We start from the raw sequence: 17,552 nt of genomic DNA on the forward strand, positions 1-17,552 counted from the left end.
GTAGACAGTCCAACGGCGGTTCTAGGCGAGACAACGGGCGGTCGGCGGCCTCCTAATAGGATCGCTTGCTCGCAGCCCCAGTCAGCCCGGTAATCGCCACGAGTTTTGGTGGCGCACCGTACCCCGACCGGGAAGACAATCGCAACGCCGTCTGCCCCTCGATCAATTGATGGGCAATCCAAGCTCGGTCTACAATTGGGCTAAAAAGAAGAATCCGTCCCATAAAGTTCGAGAATTCATCTTCGGCAAGAAGATCGACTCCATAGAAATGAAACGATTTACCAGAAGCGAGTAAATATCCTCTATGACCTACCACCTCAAGGAGGTTGACTACTATATCTCGCGTGGCAGGGGTATCAGGGCAATGGAAGTCTATTTGAGGTATATGTCGGATGGCCCCATCCTTACATTCGACCTTCGATGCGACTGCAAGAATTTTGTCGGGTGTGAGCGTAGCCTCAATAGCGCGAAGCTGGCTCGACGCCAAGCCTGAAGCGGGCAAGATCTGAAGATTGTCTGCAATCGGATTGTGATAAGTTGCTGCGCGGAAAATACCGATTGTCGGCGCGGCCGCGCGCATCGACATCGTCATAACGGCATCCCAAAACGGAAGAGAAGTGGCTGCCTTAAGTGACAAAGCCTGCTGGACGACATCTAGCTCTTCACTCGTCAGCTCTGCACGTTGCAGCAAAAGTGGCGCTAGATGCGGAGTAAACAGGGTGATGTTCGCGATCGTTGGGTTTGCGCGCAAAACGGCCATGAAGACGTCGTATGCGTCCGAATGATCGGGTGTCAGGGTTTCAAGATATGTCATCGATCGTATGCATTGCAGATTCAATGTGACGAAAATTTTCGTAGTTCCAACCTTCGTAGCGATACTCCGGGCCTAAAGTACGGCCAATCACGCGAACCTGTGATAGCGGTAAGTGATTCGACGGCAAATTCCCGGTTGGATTTTCGACAACCACGCACGGAAACGTTTCGATCCCGCTATCGCGAGAATAAATGGCCCGTGATGTTCCTTCTACAAGAAGTAGTTTATCGCCATAAAGCTCGACAACAGGTGGCGTGACTATAGATTTCCCTTTAGCTAGCTGAATGGCGGCAGGCGTGAAGGGTGTTATTTCAGCATTGCGGAATGCTTCATGGAGTAGATCGATCTGTTTCACCTTGAACTCACGACCGTAGCGAGCAAGCGAGTAAAGATCTTTTGTCGGAACAGTCCTAAAGGAAAGTCTCGTTCCGTTCACGCTGTACTGGCTCACCTTCCGAAGCCGACTTAGCACCTCCTTTTCGGTAATTTGCTCTAGACGTGGAGTGAAATTGATCGTTTCATCATTGCCTGCAGGATGGAGAGCTTCCGACAACGTCGCGATAACGACAGCGTCATGTGGGGCGTGATATTGAGTGATTCCGGCCTTGTGATCGTCGTCGACAGTTGGTGGTTTTACGAATGCACTGGCGTGGGCAGTTTTTCTATCGAATACGAAAGCCCGATATTTAATATCCGTGTATTGCACCTGGCAACCCAGCGCCGACAGCAAGCGCTCACGATAAGCCTCATTACCCTGCGCACTCTTGCCGTGCGGCAGACAAACTAATATAGGGACGTTGCGTAGCCTCAAATGCAAAAGCATTGGAAAAAGTGGGAAAACAAATCTACAGTCCAATTCAGAAATAATGAGCTCGCTAGCACTGGACGCACGTTCGATTAACGACGCGTTCAGCTCATCTGGACCTGGAATGATTCGACGGTTCGAACCCGAATTTCTTACATGAAGACCTTCTTCTTCAAAGAATTTCCGCGCGGCTTCCCTGCCGTTCGAAATCAATTGATCCACAGCTTCCTTTGTCATTATTGAAAAATCGGTGGCTTTCACCCCCCCTGTCGGAACCCGAATGGTGGGTATGTCACCTAACAAGGTTCCTTGAATTTCCTGATTACCGTCCACCACCGTGTCCGCGAGTCGCGAAAGCATATGTCCTGTTTCTTGCCTTGAATCGGCCTGTAATGCAAACGCCAATACTCGGCTAGCCAGCGGTACGTCCGACGGTTCTTTGTTCGTGTAAACGAAGGAGGGCAGGTTCGATAGCACACCGCCGTCCACGTATTTTTCATCTACGGGTTGAAAATATATCGGTATCGAACAGGACGCGCGAACCGCCATAGCAACGGACTCTTCGGCAGTATTCTTTGAGCTCCAAACCTTTACCGCTCGCGAGGATATATCTGTAGCAACGACCGATAAGGGAATTGGCAAATCCTTAAACCGAATAGGCCTGTCAAGGTCTTTGCCAATGACAAACCGAAGCCGCTCCTCCATCCAATCTTCGATGTATTTACTAGAATACATTCCGTCATGGAATACAACCCCACCAATATCGAGGCCGGACCATCGCCTCAACGACAAGGCCCATTCCACTATTCGAAGTAACATCCCTACTTTGCGTCGAGTCTTTGGTGCTTCGAATTTAGTAAAATCCAATTGCCTGAGCATTTCTTGAAGTTTGCTCGGCGACGCCCCGGCAGCTACCAGTGCTGCCGCGATTGAGCCCGCCGACGTGCCTGCCACTTCTACAAAACTTACGCCGGCTTGTTGGGCGACTTCGTACGCTCCTGCGAAAGCGGCAGCTCTGCAGCCACCGCCTTGGAATACCCCTAATGTTGATTGAAAGTATCTGGTCCGATTTCGCATCTCTTTTAACTCTTCTAAGGTATTGGAAGCTCTAGACGATTCATCGCGGTGAACCTGACGCAGACAAGCGTTGCTCATGACGCGAAAATGCTTACCCCCGCGGTGAGATACCCGATTCTACTGGAAACGATGAATAACAAGCGTTCGCGGTTTGCCGGTGGCGATAGGCAAACCGGTGTGTGTTCACCGTAGATGCTCTAAGAGCATGGACGGCCGGAAGACCCCCGAAAGGAGGCGCTGGTCTAACAGCCCGGCGGACGGCGGAGATGGGTCGGGTCACGCCTTTTGCATCGCGAGCACGCCCGTGACGATCGCCGCGCACGGGCGTGGGGCTCTGGTCGGCGAGAAGGAGCCTTTCACGGTTCGTGGCACTTCATCATTCAGACGAATGCTCCTGGCCAGAAGGCGGACATGTCCGAGGCTCACTCGGAGGCGGCCAGATGGCTATTACACTCACCGGGCCGGCCACGACTGTTATGCCGCGAGGCTTCTCACGTAAGACGGTCTAAAGAGAAAACGGGCGTGATCGCGCCGATAGGTTGCGACCAGGCGGGCCGGCCGTTGTCTCATCCGATTGTCCGAACCACACCCCCGTCGACCCGCAACGCCGCACCCGTCGTGGCGGACGCCTGCTCCGAGCATGCGTACACAACCATGTTTGCAACTTCGTTCGTCGTGGCGAAACGGTTGATCAGCGATGTTGGCCGCGAAGTCTTCAGGAACTGTTGTTCAGCCTGCTCTTGCGTGATTCCCTGCTCTCGCGCGGTCGCCTTCATCCAGTTCGACAGGATTTCCGAACTGGTCGGGCCGGGAAGCACGGCATTGACGGTCACGCCCGTGCCGGCAACCAGTTCAGCCAGCCCTCTCGACACCGCGAGCATCGCGGTCTTGGTCACGCCGTAGTCGATCATTTCTTTCGGGACATTCAGGCCAGACTCGCTACTGACGAACACCACGCGCCCCCAGCCCTGCTTCGCCATTTTCGGCACGTAATGGCGGGCGGTGCGAACACCGCTCATCACGTTGAGCTGGAAGAGGTCGAGCCATTCGCGGTCGTCCTGTGCGAAAAAGTCGTTCAGTCGCGCTGTCCCTGCGTTGTTGACAAGAATGTCGGCGACCGGCGCGTGTGCAAACAAGGTCGCGCAGCCTTCGGGCGTCGCAACGTCGGCGGCAACGCCAGTCAGTTCCGCGTCCGGCAGGATCGCGCGCATTTCGCGCAGCGCGGCATCGACCCGCTCCTGGGTTCGGCCGTTGACTACGACCGCAGCGCCTGCCCGCGCCAGGCCCTCGGCAATTGCGCGGCCGATTCCCGCTGTAGAGCCCGTAACGATTGCCTTGCGGCCATTGAGTTCGATCTTCATGGCACTTATCTCCGTTCTGCTTCTGCTTCGGCGGCTCGGGCGAGGCATTCAACCCATTCCTGGTGATAGCGATACAACGCGCCGGGATTCCTGCTGCCGATCAGCTCCACGAAGAACTGGCCTTGCTGCGTCTCTTCGGTCAGCAGATGACAACCATCCTGGGTCGGCGTGATCACCCAGCCGTGATAGGCGCTCGACCCGGTTTCATCGCCATCGACGGTCGTTGCCCACGCCAGCCGGCGGTTCGGCACGCACTCAGTGACGACGAGCGACATGGGATATCCGACCGTCACGCGGCTGTAGCGTGTGCCGAGCGCGAGTTCCGGTTCGCCGGACATGATCCTGACCTGATCCTCGGCCGGAAAATAGCGCGACCAGCGCTCAGCGTCGACGAGGAGTTTCCAGACCACTTCGGGCGGGGCTTTCACGTCGATGTCATTGAGCGCGTAAATTGCCGAGATACGCGGGTCATAGCGTTCCGGCCAGTTAACTTTGTCGATCATGTATCGGACCTCCGTTTTTTCGGTAGGGTTAGCTGCGGGAACGCTCACGCGCCGTGGCGACTTCGGCGAGATTCCTGAGCAGATTTTCGTGGGTGAGCCAGAACACGTCAGGTGCCTGCTTTGCGAGCTCCAGCCAGTGCGGTCCCTGCATCGTCTCCTCGGTCCACAGATGGCACCCACTTGCCGTGGGCGTGATGATCCAGGCGTGGTAGGCCCGGGACGTACTGGAAACCTTTGGATAGCCGCCCCACGCAATGCGGGTCATCGGCTCGAACTCCTGCACGGACGCGAACACATCCTGGCCGGCAAGATTCGTCTCGAATCTCGTACCCAAGCCAAAGCGATCGTCGCCGTCAAGCGGCTGCACGTGTCGGACACCGGGATAGAAAGCGGGCCACGATTTGAAATCGCTCAGCAAGGACCAGATCGTCTCGACGGATGCCGGGACCTCGAGCTCGTTGGTGAAATGGATCGGAGAGCGGCTCGGTTTCATCTCCTCGGGCCACTTGATTGTTTCGTACATGGCGATTCCCTTATGGAAGAGCGGTGGACTCGAATGCTGCGCAGGCATGAGAGGCGCGCGAGCTACTCAGGCCTTACGAGATCCTTGAAGATGAGCGGCGCCCACTCGCGGCCCCTTGCCTGTACGAGCGAGCCGCCTTCCCGGAGTGCACCCAGCCAGACCGGCGCAAAGCCGAGCCGTTCAGCGAGGTGGGCTACCGGTGCCGCCGCTCCCTCGTCGTCGCTGGATAGAAACACGACGCGCCGGCCGCCGCCGACTTTGGGGTTGGCCGCCAGCACGTGTGCAGGCAGGTGATTGAATCCCTTGACGAAGCGGGCACCCGTGAAGGCGCGCGCAATGACGGCCGATGACGGCAAGCCTCCCAGTTCCTCGACCGGCACCCCGAACGCGTTCGTCACGTCGATGAGGGTTTTGCCCTGCCAGTCCGGCAGGGCCTCCGCGACGTTGCAGTGCTCCCAGAACGGCACCGCGAGGATCAGCGTGTCGGCCTGCACGGCGTCCTGCAAAGTCTTGGGAGTGACCTTTGGGCCGATAGCCTGTGCTTCCGGTAGCAGCGCATCGGGCGCTCGCCGGCTGGCTACAGCGACTTCAATGTTTTGTCGCGCGAAGGCGCGTGCCAGCGCCTGACCCACCGCGCCGAAACCGATGATCGAATAACTCACGATCTTTCTCCTGCTTTGAGTTAGCTCGTGGAGAATAGTAATTTCGGCTCAATCGAATGATAATTTCGGCATTTGATATAGAACTTATTCCAGACTGGAATAAGTTCCGAATGCACATAGCGGGGTCGCGGATGGATCGGTTTCAGGAACTGAATGCATTTATCGCCGTCGTGGAGGCGGGGGGCTTTTCCGCAGCCGCTCGACGGCTTGGCGAGTCGCAGTCCGCCATCAGTAAAGCCGTGAACGCGCTGGAGAAACGCCTCGGCGTGGCACTGCTTCATCGCAGCACGCGCAAAGTGACACTGACCGATCAGGGGCAGCTGTACTACGAGCGTATGGGTCCACTGGTGGACGAGATCCAGGTGGCGGATAACGAGCTGACCAGCACCACGCTCGACGTTTCAGGCCTCATCAGGATCGCGGCACCCTCGACGTTTGGCCGATTGCACGTGTTGCCGCTCATTCCCGCATTGCTGGCGCAACATCCTGGCTTGCGGATCGATATGGTTCTTTCCGACGCCGTACGCGATATGGTGGAAGACAGGATCGATCTTGCGATTCGCGTGAGTCCCGTTGAAGAGCCCGATTCGGTGATGCGCCGTGTGGCTGCTACCTCGCTTGTGTGCGGCGGATCTCGCCGTTACTTTGAAAAGTTCGGTGTACCCCGTACGCCTGCCGAGCTCAAGGACCACAACTGTCTGGTCTATGGCGAGATGAGGGAGTGGCCGTTCGCAGGGCCCGAAGGCCAGTTCAATGTGCCGGTGCGCGGCAATCTGTCGTCCAACAGCGTGGAGACGATTCTTGCGGGCGTGCTGGCCGGCGTCGGCATTGGCATGTTTCACCGCGCTTCGTTAGTGGGCGAGTTTCGGCACCCGGACATCGTCACCGTACTCGATGACTTCGTGCGGCAGCCCAGGGAGGTCAGCCTTGTCTGGCCCAAGCGACGGTTTGTGCCTACCCGCGTACGCACTGCCACGGATTTTCTGGCAGATGCGCTCGCACAACGGGTTTAGCTCCACGGCGATTGGCAATTCAAGATCACGATCAAGGTCGCCGTTCACTGTGCCACCGCTGATGCCGATGTGCTCGCGCTACGGTGCGTCATCGCTCCATAACGCGTGCTGTCGGCGAGGCTCATTGTTTCGCGACACTGCACACTTTCGACGGCAACCTGCCAGGAGAGTGCGCGCGGGAAGTCAGCTTCCGGAGTCAGTCTTCATGTCTTCACTTCACGACGAACGGCCGGAATGGATGGGTGACGCGACGATCATCGCTACGGTCGCGAACGACTGCATAGGGTCGTGCTATGCCTCTTGCGTCGAACGCGCAGCCGAGGCGATTGCCGCGCTCGGTTGTCGGACTCTGGTCGGCGGCAGCCTTGGCCGTTCGACATCGTCCCTGACTCGTCGACAATTCGGTTCGTCGCCTTTTCTCGCATCGGCCCGGTCATCCCTGTTGACGGCGGAAAACCCTGATGGAACCTTCTATGGCATGCGCTCGATGGGAGGATCTTTGCGTTCGGTATCCAATCAGACATCCTCGCGAGCCGAGGTCTCTTCACCGGTAGACAACCGGAGTCATTCCGGCCTGATAGCCGCGCGAGTCGCTCAGTGGGACGATACCGACAGGTATCTATCCAAATTCTGCACCGCAGAGTCTTTTCAGCTTTCCTTCTGACGCGCCAACGAAGAGTAGCCACCAAGTGCCTGCATCGACCTTATCAAAACATCTGCGCTTTGCGGCGGCGGCCGCGAGCTATTGGTCAACGCATACACCCAGTTTTCCGTCGGCGACACGATGGGCCGCATCTGCACCTTTCCTGCTGATGCACCTGCTTGCGCCGTGAAGCCATCGACAACTGCGATACCCACGTTCGCTTCGACCAGCGCGCGCGCCAGCGCGTATGTCTTCACTGATGCCTTGATTTCGGGTTCGATGCCATCGAGCCATCCCATGACGGTGACGCCCAGTGGCGAAGCGGTATCGAGCGCGATAAACGGCTGGCCCGCGAGATCGGCGGGTACCGCTGGGCGGTCGAGCACCCTCTTTGGCCACCAGTCCGGTGGAGCGATGACATACAGGTCGAAATTGCAGACGGGCGTGGTCACGAGATTGGGCTGAGAGATTGCCTGCATCGTGAAACCCATATCGATCTCGCCGATCAGCAGCCAGTAGATCATCTCGCGTGTAAGCGACGAGACCAGCATGCACTGTGCGTTCGGGAACGCGCGGCCCCAGTCCGCCAGCGCATAGGGCACCAGATGATGGGCAAGCGAAGACGTCGCGGCGATCCGCAACGGCGCTTCCTTGCCCGCCGACAGGTTCGCCACGACCCGGTGAACGCGCGCCAGTTGATCGTCGAGCGGCTGCAACTCTTCCTGCAAACGCAGCGCCTCGGGCGTCGGCACCAGTTTGCCTTTCGACCGCACGAACAGTGCGAACCCGAGCGTGCGCTCTGCATGCTGGAGCATCTTGCTGACGGCCGGCTGCGAGATGTTCAGCACTCTGGCTGCGCCGACCGCGCTGCCCGTCTTCATGATGGCGGAGAATACTTCGATGTGTCGAAGGCGCATGCGGGCTCCTTTTCGTGTGCAAAAAGTATATAGCCTGCGGTTATAGCCCATCGATTTTGTCTCATTCGACGGTCTCGCCATCCAGCTTCTATAGTCGTTTCCAACCTACACGCGATCGCACACCAGGAGACGCACATGGAAGCACAAGCGGTCAGTCCCGCATACACACGGATGCAGAAAACGGTTTGCCTCGCCGCCTTGTTCCTCGCATGGGCAATCGGCTATTCCGACCGGATCGTGATGAGCACCGCGATTATCCCGATCCGCCGGGAATTCGCGCTCGACGCCGGCCAGGCTGGTCTGCTGCTCAGCGTGTTCTACGTCAGCTACGCCGTGATGCAACTGCTCGGCGGCTGGCTCTCGGACCGCTACGGTTCGCGCATTGTTGTCGTTATGTGTGTGGCGTTATGGTCGCTGTTTACAGGCCTGACGGGACTGGCGTGGTCGTTCGGATCGCTACTGGTGATCCGTTTCATGTTCGGCGTCGGAGAGGGATTTTTTTCACCGGCCAGTTCGGTAACGGTCGCTGAGACGTTTCCGAAGCCGGAACGCGCGCGTGCCAAGTCGTTTCTTATTTCGACCGTCTTCCTTGGCAATGCCGCAGGCTCAGCAGGCGTCGCGCTGGCCGTCGTGTATCTCGGCTGGCGCAGCGCATTCCATATTCTCTCGGTCGTCGGTCTGGCTGTCGCCGTGATGCTGTGGCTCGCGCTGAGGGGTGGCATGGGGGGCCAACGCGGCAGGATGGCGGCGCGTCCGAAGCACCAGCTGCGTGAACTTCTCCGGCGTCCGGACGCACTGAAGCTGACTTTCATCTGGTTCGGCACCAGCATCGTCTATATCGGAATGATTTCCTGGATGCCGTCCTATCTGCTGAAGGCTTATCGCATCGATCTGCTGCATGTCGGCATTGCATCGACCATTCCGTATCTGATCGCGTTTCTCGGCACGAACGTCGTCGGCTGGCTGCTCGACCGCCACGGCAAGGGGCGTGAAAAGCACTTCATGATGGCTGGCGCACTCGGTTCCGCAGTGTTTCTCGCGCTGATGATCTCGACGACGTCTATCACGTTGCTCGTGGCGTACTGGACGCTCTGCCTGTTGTCGTTCAACTTCGTCTATGCCACGGTGTTCTCGATTCCACTCAAGTATTTTCCGGAGCATCTAATTGGCAGCGCAACAGGCCTGATGAATTTCGGCGGCCAGATTGCCGGCTCACTCGCGCCGTCCGTGATGGGTGCGTTGATCGTCGCGTTCCACGGCAGCTATCTCGTCGCGCTGTCGTTTCTGGTGTCGAGCGCGCTGCTTGCTTTCATCGTTGCCACGACGTGGCGCGCGCAGCCGCGTCTGTCCGCCTGAGCCAACCATGTACATCCATTCCGAACTCGACCTTATCGTCCACGGCGGCATGCTGATCGACGGGACGCGTGCGCCCCGCACGCGAGCCGATATCGGTATCAGAAGCGGACGAATCGCCGTTATCGGCAACCTCGCTGATTACAACGCCACCAAACGGCTCGATGCGAGCGGAAAGATCGTCGCGCCAGGCTTCATCGATTCGCATGCTCACGACGACCAGGCGGTGCTTGCGCAGCCGGACATGACGGCCAAGATCTCGCAAGGCGTGACGACGGTCGTCACCGGAAACTGCGGAATCAGCATTGCGCCGTTTCGCGACGATACGCCGCTGCCTGCGCCGCTCAATCTGCTCGATGCCGGCAACAGCGAGCGCTACGCAACGTTTGGCAGCTATCTCGCTGCGCTGCGCAGCGCGCCGTCTGCGGTGAACGTTGCACCGATGGTCGGCCATTCGACGTTGCGTGTGCTGACGATGGATACGCTCGATCGTCCCGCACGCGACTTCGAAATCGCCGCGATGCGCGAACTGCTTGAGGAAGCGCTCGCGGCAGGTGCAATAGGGATATCCACCGGCACGTACTACCCGCCCGCGGCTCACGCACCGACCCAGGAAATCATTGACGTCTGTCGTCCGCTCACCGGAACCGGCGCGGTCTATGCCACGCATATGCGCGACGAAGCGGACGGGTCGATGGAATCTCTCGAAGAGAGCTTCCTGATTGGGCGCGAACTGGGCTGTCCGGTCATTATTTCGCATCACAAACTGTTGCGGGCGTCGAACCATGGCAAGTCGGCCGTGACGCTGCCGCGTATCCGGCGGGCGATGCACGGCCAGTGCGTGGCGCTGGACTGTTATCCGTATAACGCCAGTTCCACGATGCTGCATAGCGATCCCGCGAAGCTTCGAGAACGTATCGTGATCAGTTCGAGCGAGCCGCATCCTGAGCAGGCTGGCCGGGAACTCGGCGAGATTGCTGCCGGGTGGGGCGTCTCCAGGGAAGAAGCGGCCGCGCGGCTCCAACCCGCGAACGCGATCTACTTCGGCATGGACGAAGGCGACGTGCGCGCGATCCTCGCCTTCGATGAAACGATGATCGGCTCGGACGGCCTCGCCGTCGGCGCACGGCCGCATCCACGTCTGTGGGGTACATTCCCGCGCATTCTCGGGCACTACAGTCGCGATCTGCGTCTGTTCGATCTCGAGACGGCGGTATGGAAAATGACGGGTCTGACAGCCAGGAATTTCGGACTCAGTGGGCGCGGCACGTTGGCGGTAGGCAATCATGCCGACGTCGTCGTGTTCGATCCCGCGACGATTCGCGACGTCGCCAGTTACGAAAGACCGATCCAGGCGGCCGAGGGCATCGAGGCCGTGATCGTGAACGGTGTGCTGACATGGCGCGATGGCCTGCATGCCGGCGCGCGCGCCGGGCAGGTCATCACGCGCAGGGTGTGCGCTTCATGAAAGTCCTCGTGATAGGCGCTGGCGTCATCGGGTTATCGACCGCTTACTACCTGCAGACCGATGACCACGACGTGACTGTCGTCGACAGCAACAGCGGCGTCGGCACGATGGCGAGCTACGCCAACGGCGGGCAGCTGTCGTACAGCTACGTGGCGCCGCTCGCCGGACCCGGCGTGCTCGGAAAATTGCCGGCGTGGCTGTTGCGCGCCGACTCGCCGGTGCGCTTCAGCCCGTCGCTCGATCCGGATCAATGGCGGTGGTGTCTGAGCTTCGTGCGCGCGTGCAGCCAACGGCAAAGCGACCTGACGACGCGCCGTCTGCTGGGCCTGGCGATGTTCAGCCGCGCACTGATGCATGAGTTCGTTGCCCGCGAACCGGATATCGCCTTCGACTATGCGAATAGCGGCAAACTGGTGCTTCATCGCGACTTTGCTTCATTCGACAAGGCGCGCCGACTACTCGACTACCAGCGAACACTAGGCTGTGAGCAGCAGGCCATGACCGCAGATGAATGCGTAGACGCAGAACCGGCCCTGGCGCATATGGGCAGGCATCTGGCGGGCGGCATCTATACGGCAAGTGAGGAGAGCGGCGACTGCTATCGCTTCTGCGTCGGTCTTGAGCGGCGTTTGCGGCGCGAAGGTGTGCGGTTTCGCTTCGCCACGCAAATTGACGCTCTTCGCGAAGATGGCACGGGCCGGATCGGCGCTTTCGCCGCAGCGGAAATGCTGGACGCCGAGCACATCGTGGTGGCGGCGGGAACGGCCAGTGTTGCACTGCTGCGGCCGCTGCGCATCCGGGTGCCGCTCTATCCGCTGAAGGGTTACAGCCTGACCGTGAAGGTAAGAAACCAGGCTGCGGCGCCGTCGATCAGCGTGACCGATTTCCAGCGCAAGATCGTGTATGCCCGTCTTGGCGACCGGTTGAGAATCGCCGGCATGGCTGATCTGAATGGGCAGCGGGCAACCATTGATCCATCGCGTGTGGCCACGTTGAGAACTGAGGTGGAGGCGGCGTTTCCCGAGGCCGGCCACTACGCATCAGCTGAACCGTGGGCCGGTCTGCGGCCCGCAACCCCAACGGGCACGCCGATACTCGGGCGCACGCGATATCGGAACCTGTGGTTGAACGTCGGTCATGGCGCGTTGGGCTTTACGCTGGCGCTCGGCAGCGGTAAAGGGGTGGCCGACAGAATTGCCGGCCGGGAACGCAAGTCTGCTGCGGACGAGTTCTTGTTGTGAACGAATGACTTCGACGAGCAGGACGGTGCTTACCGCAATCCAGGTCCTCACCCTGTGGGTGCCAGGAAGAGAGTCGCCTGCAACGAGCGAAGATCACGCGTATCGCCATTTCAGCCTGGTGGGTGGCCCGGCCGCTTACCGCGAGTGCGTATAGGCCAGGCATTAGTGCAGCGACTAGTCGCGCTAACCGACGCTACGGCTGCGCAGGCAGGTTGAACGGCTGACCCGGCACGTGTGCCCAACTAGCCAACACGCGTGCACCGTCCGGGCCCGCTGTCGTCGTGTGCGAAGCATAGGCGGGCAACTGGAAAGACTCGCCCGCGTGCACGACGCGTGTCGGGTGGCCGTCCACCTGCACGGTTACTACCCGCTGAAATATTACCTACGAACGGGAACATAACGTTTTCATCGGTGCAGTCTCCTGCGTGGACGCCGCTCGCGATGAGCTAGACGATGCCATGGCGTGCGCGGTCCATTGTCGACACGGCCTCTTTCAGCAGCGCGCGCAACCACGTGAGACCCGGATCCGACGTGCGATGCTTGTGCCATTGAACGGACTGCTCCATCGTGGGCACGGCGACCGGTACGTCGCGCAGCACGATGGGCAGGCTGCGCGAAGCCGCTTCGGCAAGCCGCCGGTGCATGGTGGCGATGCGGTTCGTGCCGATGAGCAGATGCGGGGGCGAGAAGAAGCTGTACGTGCTTGCCTCCACACGTCGCACGACGCCAAGCCGCTGCATGAACCAGGCTTCGAGCGCGGTCTGCCCCTCGCCTACCTGCACGACGATATGCCCGGCCCCCATGTAACGCTCATTCGTCATCTCCCCCTTTGCGAGTGGACTGTGTTCCCACACGACACAGCAGAACGTTTCCTCCAGCAGCACCTCGGCCGGATGCTCGGTCGAGCAATACTCCTTGGGGATGATGAGCAGGTCCGCTTCGCCGCGCTCCAGCACGCGGTGCGGATAGGCGACCTGCGGGCGCAGATCGAAACGGATGCCGGGTGCCTGCTCGTAGGCGAGCCTGAACAGGTGCGGAATCAGCGTCGTCATCGTGTAGTCGGACACGAACAGCCTGAACAGTCGATTGGCCTGCGCGGGCACGAATTCGGGCTGCGCTGCCACCGTCGCATCGACACGCACGAGGATGTCGCGCACGGCGTCCTTCAGTGCCTCGGCACGCGGCGTGGGCTCCATCTTGCGACCCACCTGCACGAGCAGTTCATCGTCGAAGTATTCACGTAACCGCGCAAGCGCGTTGCTGGTGGCTGACTGGCTCAGGTGGATTTTCTCGGCGGCGCGGCTGATGTTCTGCTCGCTCAAGAGCGCGTCGAGCGCGACAAGCAGGTTGAGGTCGAGCTTGTTGAACCGCATGCGTGCTGTCTCCGTGCTTCTATTTTTGTTGCGGTGTGAGAGCGGCACCAGGGTTTTGCCTGAGAGTATTCACACCATCGATATCGCGCATGGATTGAATCCATTTCTCCAATACGTCCGGCTATCTTAACCTACGTCACATCTCGACGCGATCACGCATGCATTGCATCGGGAGGCCAGCGTCAGGGCACTTTCAGCGTGCACGTACCGCGCGTACGTGCACTGTGCACACCACGCTTTCCGCTACTAAAGAGACGCCGCGCGGCACGAGCGCCGCGCAGGTTGAGGAGACAGCATGTTGAAGAATCCGGTCGCAAGGGCCATCGGCTGCGCCGTGTTGGCCGTCGTTTCGATGAACGAAGCGCAGGCATTCGAAGGCGGCGTTTCGCCGTATCCCGCGGGCGCGGTGGCCACGAATTTCGCCAATCTTCCGCCCATTCCGGGCCTGTTTGCGCTGGAGCAGTTCAACTACAGCTTTGCGAACGGACTCTACGGCAACGACGGCAAGAAGCTGCCCATCCCGTTTCATTCGTCGGTGTTTTCCGAGACCACGCGTCTGCTCGTGGCGTATCCGTTTCATTTGCTGGGCGCGAACGTCTACTCGCAGCTCGTCATTCCGGTCGTCTCGCTGCATACCAGCGTAGCGGGGCAATCGGGCACGCAGAACGGTCTTTCCAACATCACGCTGACACCGGTGCTGGTGCAATGGAACGTGTCACAAAACCTTGCGATTGCGTCGGGCATCGACGTCGCGTTCGAGACGGGTTCCTACAGCCCCGTGAAGGCGAGCGTGGCGGTGGGCTACACGTCGGTGCAGCCGGTCTTCTCCATTCGCTACAACGTGCCCAACGGCATCGACATCGGCATTGCCAACCGCCTGCTGCTCAACGCAAAGAATGGCACGACGAACTATCGCTCCGGCGACGGCTATGTCGGCGAGTTCGAGGCAGGTTGGAACTTCGGCCCGTGGAAGCTCGGCGTGGTGGGCGCGTATCTGAATCAGTTCAGCGACGACAAGGCAAATGGCGTGAACGTGGGCAACCGCATGCGCACGTTCGGCATCGGCCCCTCGCTCGTCTACGACGCGAGAAGCTGGAATATCAACCTCAATTATCAGCAGGGCGTGTATGCCGCGAATACGTCGAAGAGCAACAACGTGTGGCTGAACATCGCCATTCCCCTGTGGCCGGGCTTCGGGCGCAAGGGCTAGGCACGCTCACGCGCGCCGTCGCAGGCAATACGTCATTTCAACGAAGGCAATCCGTATGTTTCGCTACTTTCCTACCAACTACGTCTGGAATCTGTCCGTCGATCTCGCCATCGAAATGGGCGCGCGCATGGGCGAAATCGAGGACATGTGCGCGCCGCTGCAGGAGGCGTCGCGGCAGCCCGATGCGGAAGGCACGCGCGCGTTTCGCGAAGCCTGGGTCAAGACGGCCGACCGCCTGTGCGACCTGGCGTGTGAAGACGAAGCGCAAGGCCGGATGCTCTCCGCGGGCGAGAAATACCGGCGTGCCGCGATGTATCTCATCACGGCCGAGCGCATGCTCGCGCACGATGCGCCCGGGCGCATCGACCTGTACCGCCGTTCGCTCGATACGTTCGACCGGGCCATCGCGCTGACGGGCGAAAACTGCGAGCGCGTTGCCATTCCATACGGCAACGGGCACCTCTCCGGTCTGCTCGTGAAGGCGGAGCAGGCCGATGGCGCGCCCAGCCCGCTGCTCGTGCAGGTGAACGGGCTCGATTCCACGAAGGAGATGAAGTACCTCGTAGGCTTGCCGGCATGGCTCTCACGGCGCGGTGTGTCGTCGCTCGTCGTCGATCAGCCCGGCACGGGCGAAGCGCTGCGGCTTCATGGCCTGCATGCGGTCTACAACAGCGAGGTCTGGGCGAGTCCCATCGTGGACTGGCTCGAAACGCGCGACGACGTGGACGCAAAACGGATCGGCATGGAGGGAGTCTCGCTTGGCGGCTACTACTGTCCGCGCGCGGTGGCCTTCGAGCCGCGCTTCGCGTGCGGCGTGGTGTGGGGCGCCAATCACGACTGGCGCGACGTGCAGAAGAAACGCCTGCAGCGCGAAGGCAACTTCCCCGTGCCGCATTACTGGAAGCACGTGTGCTGGGTCTGGGGCGCCAAAGACATCGACGACTTCATGCGTATTGCCGAAAACGTGCATCTCGACGGCGTGGTCGAGCGCATCAAGGTGCCGTTCCTCGTGACGCACGGCTCGAAGGACTCGCAGATCCCGGTGGCCTGGGCGCATCGCACCTACGAGCAGCTCGTGAACAGCCCGAAGCGCGAACTGAAGATCTTCACCGAACGCGAAGGCGGCGTGCAGCATTCGAGCTTCGATAACTCCATCAACGCGGGGCACTTCATTGCCGACTGGGTCGCCGAAACGCTCGGCGGACGCACCGCACGCTGATCCACTTTTCTTTAGAACGCCTATCTCATGAACATCATCGGACTCGATACGCTGGTCTTCGGCGTGGACGACGTTGCCGCCTGCGGCCAATATCTGATCGACTACGGCCTGTTGCCGGTGCGCCGCGACGCAACGGGCGGGCGCTTCGAAGCGCTCGACGGCACGGGCATCGAAATCGCGCATCGCGACGATGCGCGCCTCGCGCCCTCGCTCGGCACAGCGAGCATGCTGCGCAAGACGGTCTACGGTGTGGCCGATGCCGCGACGCTCGATGCGATTGCCGGCGAACTGCGTCGCGACCGCGAAGTGCGCACGCTTGCCGACGGCTCGATCGAATCGGTGGACGACATGGGCTTTGCCATCGGCTTCCAGGTGACGAGGCGCCGTCCGCTTGCGCTGCCCGCCGAACCCGTGAACGCGCCTGGCGCGCCGGCGCTGCGCGCGCCGAACGTGGTCGGCGTGCGCGACGATGCCGCGCTTACGCCGCGTACGCTTTCGCACGTCGTCTACTTCGTGCCGGACGCCGCGCGCGCCGAGGCGTTCTACGTCAAGCGGCTCGGCTTTCGCTGCACGGATCGCTTCACGGGCGTTGGCCCGTTCCTGCAACCGGCCGGCACGCTCGACCATCACACGCTGTTCATGATCGAGACGCCTCCGTTCATGAAGGGCTGCGAACACTTCACGTTTCATATGGGCGGCCCCACCGAGGTACTTCAGGCAGGCACGCGTTTCGTCGCGAAGGGATACCAGTCGTTCTGGGGCCCGGGGCGTCACCGCTTCGGCTCCAACTGGTTCTGGTACTTCAACAGCCCGTTCGGCTGCCACGTGGAGTACGACGCCGACATGGACCTGCACGATACGGCGTGGACCGCGCGCGAGGCGCCCCTGGGCGCGGACACGTCGCAGCTCTTTCTGTTCCAGCATCGCGAGAACTGGGCGCCGGGCGCGCCGCCGCCGCCCGCCGTCAAGGCGGATTGAGCGGGCACCGCCATGTCCGGCCCATTGCTTTCCATTCGGCTTGCGAGCGTCGCCGATCTGCCCGATCCCGGCGCGCGCGGCTTCGATCCCGACGGCACGGGGCGCGACACGCTCTTCGTCGTGCGCCGCGGCGAGGCGCTGCACGCGTGGCGCGACGCATGCCCGCATTTCGGCGACACGCCGATGGCCTGGCGCAAAGACGCCTATCTGAACGGCGACGCCACGCGCATCGTCTGCCATGCGCACGGTGCGCAGTTCGACATGGCGAGCGGCGTGTGCCTGCTCGGCCCGTGCCTCGGCCAGCGGCTGATTCCTGTGCCGATAGAAGTGACCCGCGACGGCGAGATCATGCTGATCCGGCACGAGACATGACTCATCACATAACACCCAAG

General features: G+C 60.5%; 17 protein-coding genes. 9 read left to right on the forward strand and 8 right to left on the reverse strand.

The annotated features are described in order from the left end of the window. Positions 1–52: 52 nt before the first annotated feature. From PKKP23_RS26195 to PKKP23_RS26220, 6 genes are all read right to left on the reverse strand, one after another. Positions 53–814 (reverse strand): primase 1D-like protein, encoded by a 762-nt coding sequence (locus PKKP23_RS26195; RefSeq protein ID WP_126879026.1) that lies wholly within the window; start codon positions 812–814, stop codon positions 53–55. Beyond that, entirely contained in the window at positions 801–2,774 is a 1,974-nt protein-coding gene (locus tag PKKP23_RS26200; protein WP_126879027.1) for a patatin-like phospholipase family protein, read from the reverse strand. The genes PKKP23_RS26195 and PKKP23_RS26200 overlap by 14 nt, the downstream gene beginning before the upstream one ends. Before the next feature lie 488 nt (positions 2,775–3,262). After that, positions 3,263–4,057: an SDR family NAD(P)-dependent oxidoreductase gene (locus tag PKKP23_RS26205; RefSeq protein ID WP_126879028.1), complete on the reverse strand. Its 795-nt coding sequence runs from the start codon at positions 4,055–4,057 to the stop codon at positions 3,263–3,265. A 5-nt stretch (positions 4,058–4,062) separates the two neighbouring features. Then, a complete protein-coding gene (locus PKKP23_RS26210; protein ID WP_126879029.1) occupies positions 4,063–4,560 on the reverse strand; it encodes an SRPBCC domain-containing protein in 498 nt (165 codons plus the stop codon). 28 nt (positions 4,561–4,588) lie between these two features. Beyond that, complete coding sequence (locus tag PKKP23_RS26215; RefSeq protein WP_126879030.1) at positions 4,589–5,083, reverse strand: SRPBCC domain-containing protein; 495 nt, start codon at positions 5,081–5,083, stop codon at positions 4,589–4,591. Between the two features lie 62 nt (positions 5,084–5,145). Next, positions 5,146–5,745 (reverse strand): NADPH-dependent F420 reductase, encoded by a 600-nt coding sequence (locus PKKP23_RS26220; protein WP_126879031.1) that lies wholly within the window; start codon positions 5,743–5,745, stop codon positions 5,146–5,148. A gap of 131 nt (positions 5,746–5,876) precedes the next feature. Here PKKP23_RS26220 and PKKP23_RS26225 point away from each other — a divergent pair, with 131 nt between their 5' ends. Beyond that, a complete protein-coding gene (locus PKKP23_RS26225) occupies positions 5,877–6,758 on the forward strand; it encodes a LysR family transcriptional regulator (protein ID WP_126879032.1) in 882 nt (293 codons plus the stop codon). 205 nt (positions 6,759–6,963) lie between these two features. Then, positions 6,964–7,422 carry a hypothetical protein gene (locus tag PKKP23_RS26230; RefSeq protein ID WP_126879033.1) on the forward strand — a complete coding sequence of 153 codons (459 nt, stop codon included), beginning with the start codon at positions 6,964–6,966 and terminating at the stop codon, positions 7,420–7,422. Here the strand turns inward: PKKP23_RS26230 and PKKP23_RS26235 are convergent. Then, positions 7,407–8,318: a LysR family transcriptional regulator gene (locus PKKP23_RS26235; RefSeq protein WP_126879034.1), complete on the reverse strand. Its 912-nt coding sequence runs from the start codon at positions 8,316–8,318 to the stop codon at positions 7,407–7,409. The two genes, PKKP23_RS26230 and PKKP23_RS26235, sit on opposite strands and share 16 nt — an antisense overlap. Before the next feature lie 135 nt (positions 8,319–8,453). Between PKKP23_RS26235 and PKKP23_RS26240 the strand changes: the two genes are divergently transcribed. From PKKP23_RS26240 to PKKP23_RS26250, 3 genes are read left to right on the forward strand one after another with little or no spacing between them, the layout of a single operon-like run. After that, positions 8,454–9,674 (forward strand): MFS transporter, encoded by a 1,221-nt coding sequence (locus PKKP23_RS26240; protein WP_240659149.1) that lies wholly within the window; start codon positions 8,454–8,456, stop codon positions 9,672–9,674. A gap of 7 nt (positions 9,675–9,681) precedes the next feature. Next, positions 9,682–11,139 (forward strand): N-acyl-D-amino-acid deacylase family protein, encoded by a 1,458-nt coding sequence (locus PKKP23_RS26245; RefSeq protein ID WP_126879035.1) that lies wholly within the window; start codon positions 9,682–9,684, stop codon positions 11,137–11,139. After that, complete coding sequence (locus PKKP23_RS26250; protein ID WP_126879036.1) at positions 11,136–12,380, forward strand: D-amino acid dehydrogenase; 1,245 nt, start codon at positions 11,136–11,138, stop codon at positions 12,378–12,380. The genes PKKP23_RS26245 and PKKP23_RS26250 overlap by 4 nt, the downstream gene beginning before the upstream one ends. A gap of 446 nt (positions 12,381–12,826) precedes the next feature. Here the strand turns inward: PKKP23_RS26250 and PKKP23_RS26255 are convergent, their stop codons facing one another. Then, positions 12,827–13,753 carry a LysR family transcriptional regulator gene (locus tag PKKP23_RS26255; RefSeq protein WP_126879037.1) on the reverse strand — a complete coding sequence of 309 codons (927 nt, stop codon included), beginning with the start codon at positions 13,751–13,753 and terminating at the stop codon, positions 12,827–12,829. A 295-nt stretch (positions 13,754–14,048) separates the two neighbouring features. Between PKKP23_RS26255 and PKKP23_RS26260 the strand changes: the two genes are divergently transcribed. The 4 genes from PKKP23_RS26260 to PKKP23_RS26275 are packed head-to-tail and all read left to right on the forward strand — an operon-like array spanning position 14,049 to position 17,532. Further along, positions 14,049–14,963, forward strand: coding sequence for a SphA family protein (locus tag PKKP23_RS26260; protein WP_017774860.1), 915 nt, complete (start codon positions 14,049–14,051; stop codon positions 14,961–14,963). Between the two features lie 55 nt (positions 14,964–15,018). After that, on the forward strand, positions 15,019–16,182 hold the full coding sequence (locus PKKP23_RS26265) for an alpha/beta hydrolase family protein (RefSeq protein ID WP_126879038.1): 1,164 nt from the start codon (positions 15,019–15,021) through the stop codon (positions 16,180–16,182). Positions 16,183–16,209: 27 nt separating this feature from the next. After that, on the forward strand, positions 16,210–17,160 hold the full coding sequence (locus PKKP23_RS26270; protein ID WP_126879039.1) for a VOC family protein: 951 nt from the start codon (positions 16,210–16,212) through the stop codon (positions 17,158–17,160). Positions 17,161–17,172: 12 nt separating this feature from the next. Next, a complete protein-coding gene (locus PKKP23_RS26275; protein WP_026121446.1) occupies positions 17,173–17,532 on the forward strand; it encodes a Rieske (2Fe-2S) protein in 360 nt (119 codons plus the stop codon). Positions 17,533–17,552: the final 20 nt, after the last annotated feature.

This window comes from Paraburkholderia kururiensis JCM 10599 = LMG 19447 (assembly GCF_003986935.1).
In the GTDB taxonomy this organism is placed as follows: domain Bacteria; phylum Pseudomonadota; class Gammaproteobacteria; order Burkholderiales; family Burkholderiaceae; genus Paraburkholderia; species Paraburkholderia kururiensis.

Coding starts and splice junctions, on each gene's coding strand:
- PKKP23_RS26195 (WP_126879026.1), bottom strand. CDS start 814: ATGACATATCTTGAAACCCTGACACCCGATCATTCGGACGCATACGAC.
- PKKP23_RS26200 (WP_126879027.1), bottom strand. CDS start 2,774: ATGAGCAACGCTTGTCTGCGTCAGGTTCACCGCGATGAATCGTCTAGA.
- PKKP23_RS26205 (WP_126879028.1), bottom strand. CDS start 4,057: ATGAAGATCGAACTCAATGGCCGCAAGGCAATCGTTACGGGCTCTACA.
- PKKP23_RS26210 (WP_126879029.1), bottom strand. CDS start 4,560: ATGATCGACAAAGTTAACTGGCCGGAACGCTATGACCCGCGTATCTCG.
- PKKP23_RS26215 (WP_126879030.1), bottom strand. CDS start 5,083: ATGTACGAAACAATCAAGTGGCCCGAGGAGATGAAACCGAGCCGCTCT.
- PKKP23_RS26225 (WP_126879032.1), top strand. CDS start 5,877: ATGGATCGGTTTCAGGAACTGAATGCATTTATCGCCGTCGTGGAGGCG.
- PKKP23_RS26230 (WP_126879033.1), top strand. CDS start 6,964: ATGTCTTCACTTCACGACGAACGGCCGGAATGGATGGGTGACGCGACG.
- PKKP23_RS26235 (WP_126879034.1), bottom strand. CDS start 8,318: ATGCGCCTTCGACACATCGAAGTATTCTCCGCCATCATGAAGACGGGC.
- PKKP23_RS26240 (WP_240659149.1), top strand. CDS start 8,454: ATGGAAGCACAAGCGGTCAGTCCCGCATACACACGGATGCAGAAAACG.
- PKKP23_RS26245 (WP_126879035.1), top strand. CDS start 9,682: ATGTACATCCATTCCGAACTCGACCTTATCGTCCACGGCGGCATGCTG.
- PKKP23_RS26250 (WP_126879036.1), top strand. CDS start 11,136: ATGAAAGTCCTCGTGATAGGCGCTGGCGTCATCGGGTTATCGACCGCT.
- PKKP23_RS26255 (WP_126879037.1), bottom strand. CDS start 13,753: ATGCGGTTCAACAAGCTCGACCTCAACCTGCTTGTCGCGCTCGACGCG.
- PKKP23_RS26260 (WP_017774860.1), top strand. CDS start 14,049: ATGTTGAAGAATCCGGTCGCAAGGGCCATCGGCTGCGCCGTGTTGGCC.
- PKKP23_RS26265 (WP_126879038.1), top strand. CDS start 15,019: ATGTTTCGCTACTTTCCTACCAACTACGTCTGGAATCTGTCCGTCGAT.
- PKKP23_RS26270 (WP_126879039.1), top strand. CDS start 16,210: ATGAACATCATCGGACTCGATACGCTGGTCTTCGGCGTGGACGACGTT.
- PKKP23_RS26275 (WP_026121446.1), top strand. CDS start 17,173: ATGTCCGGCCCATTGCTTTCCATTCGGCTTGCGAGCGTCGCCGATCTG.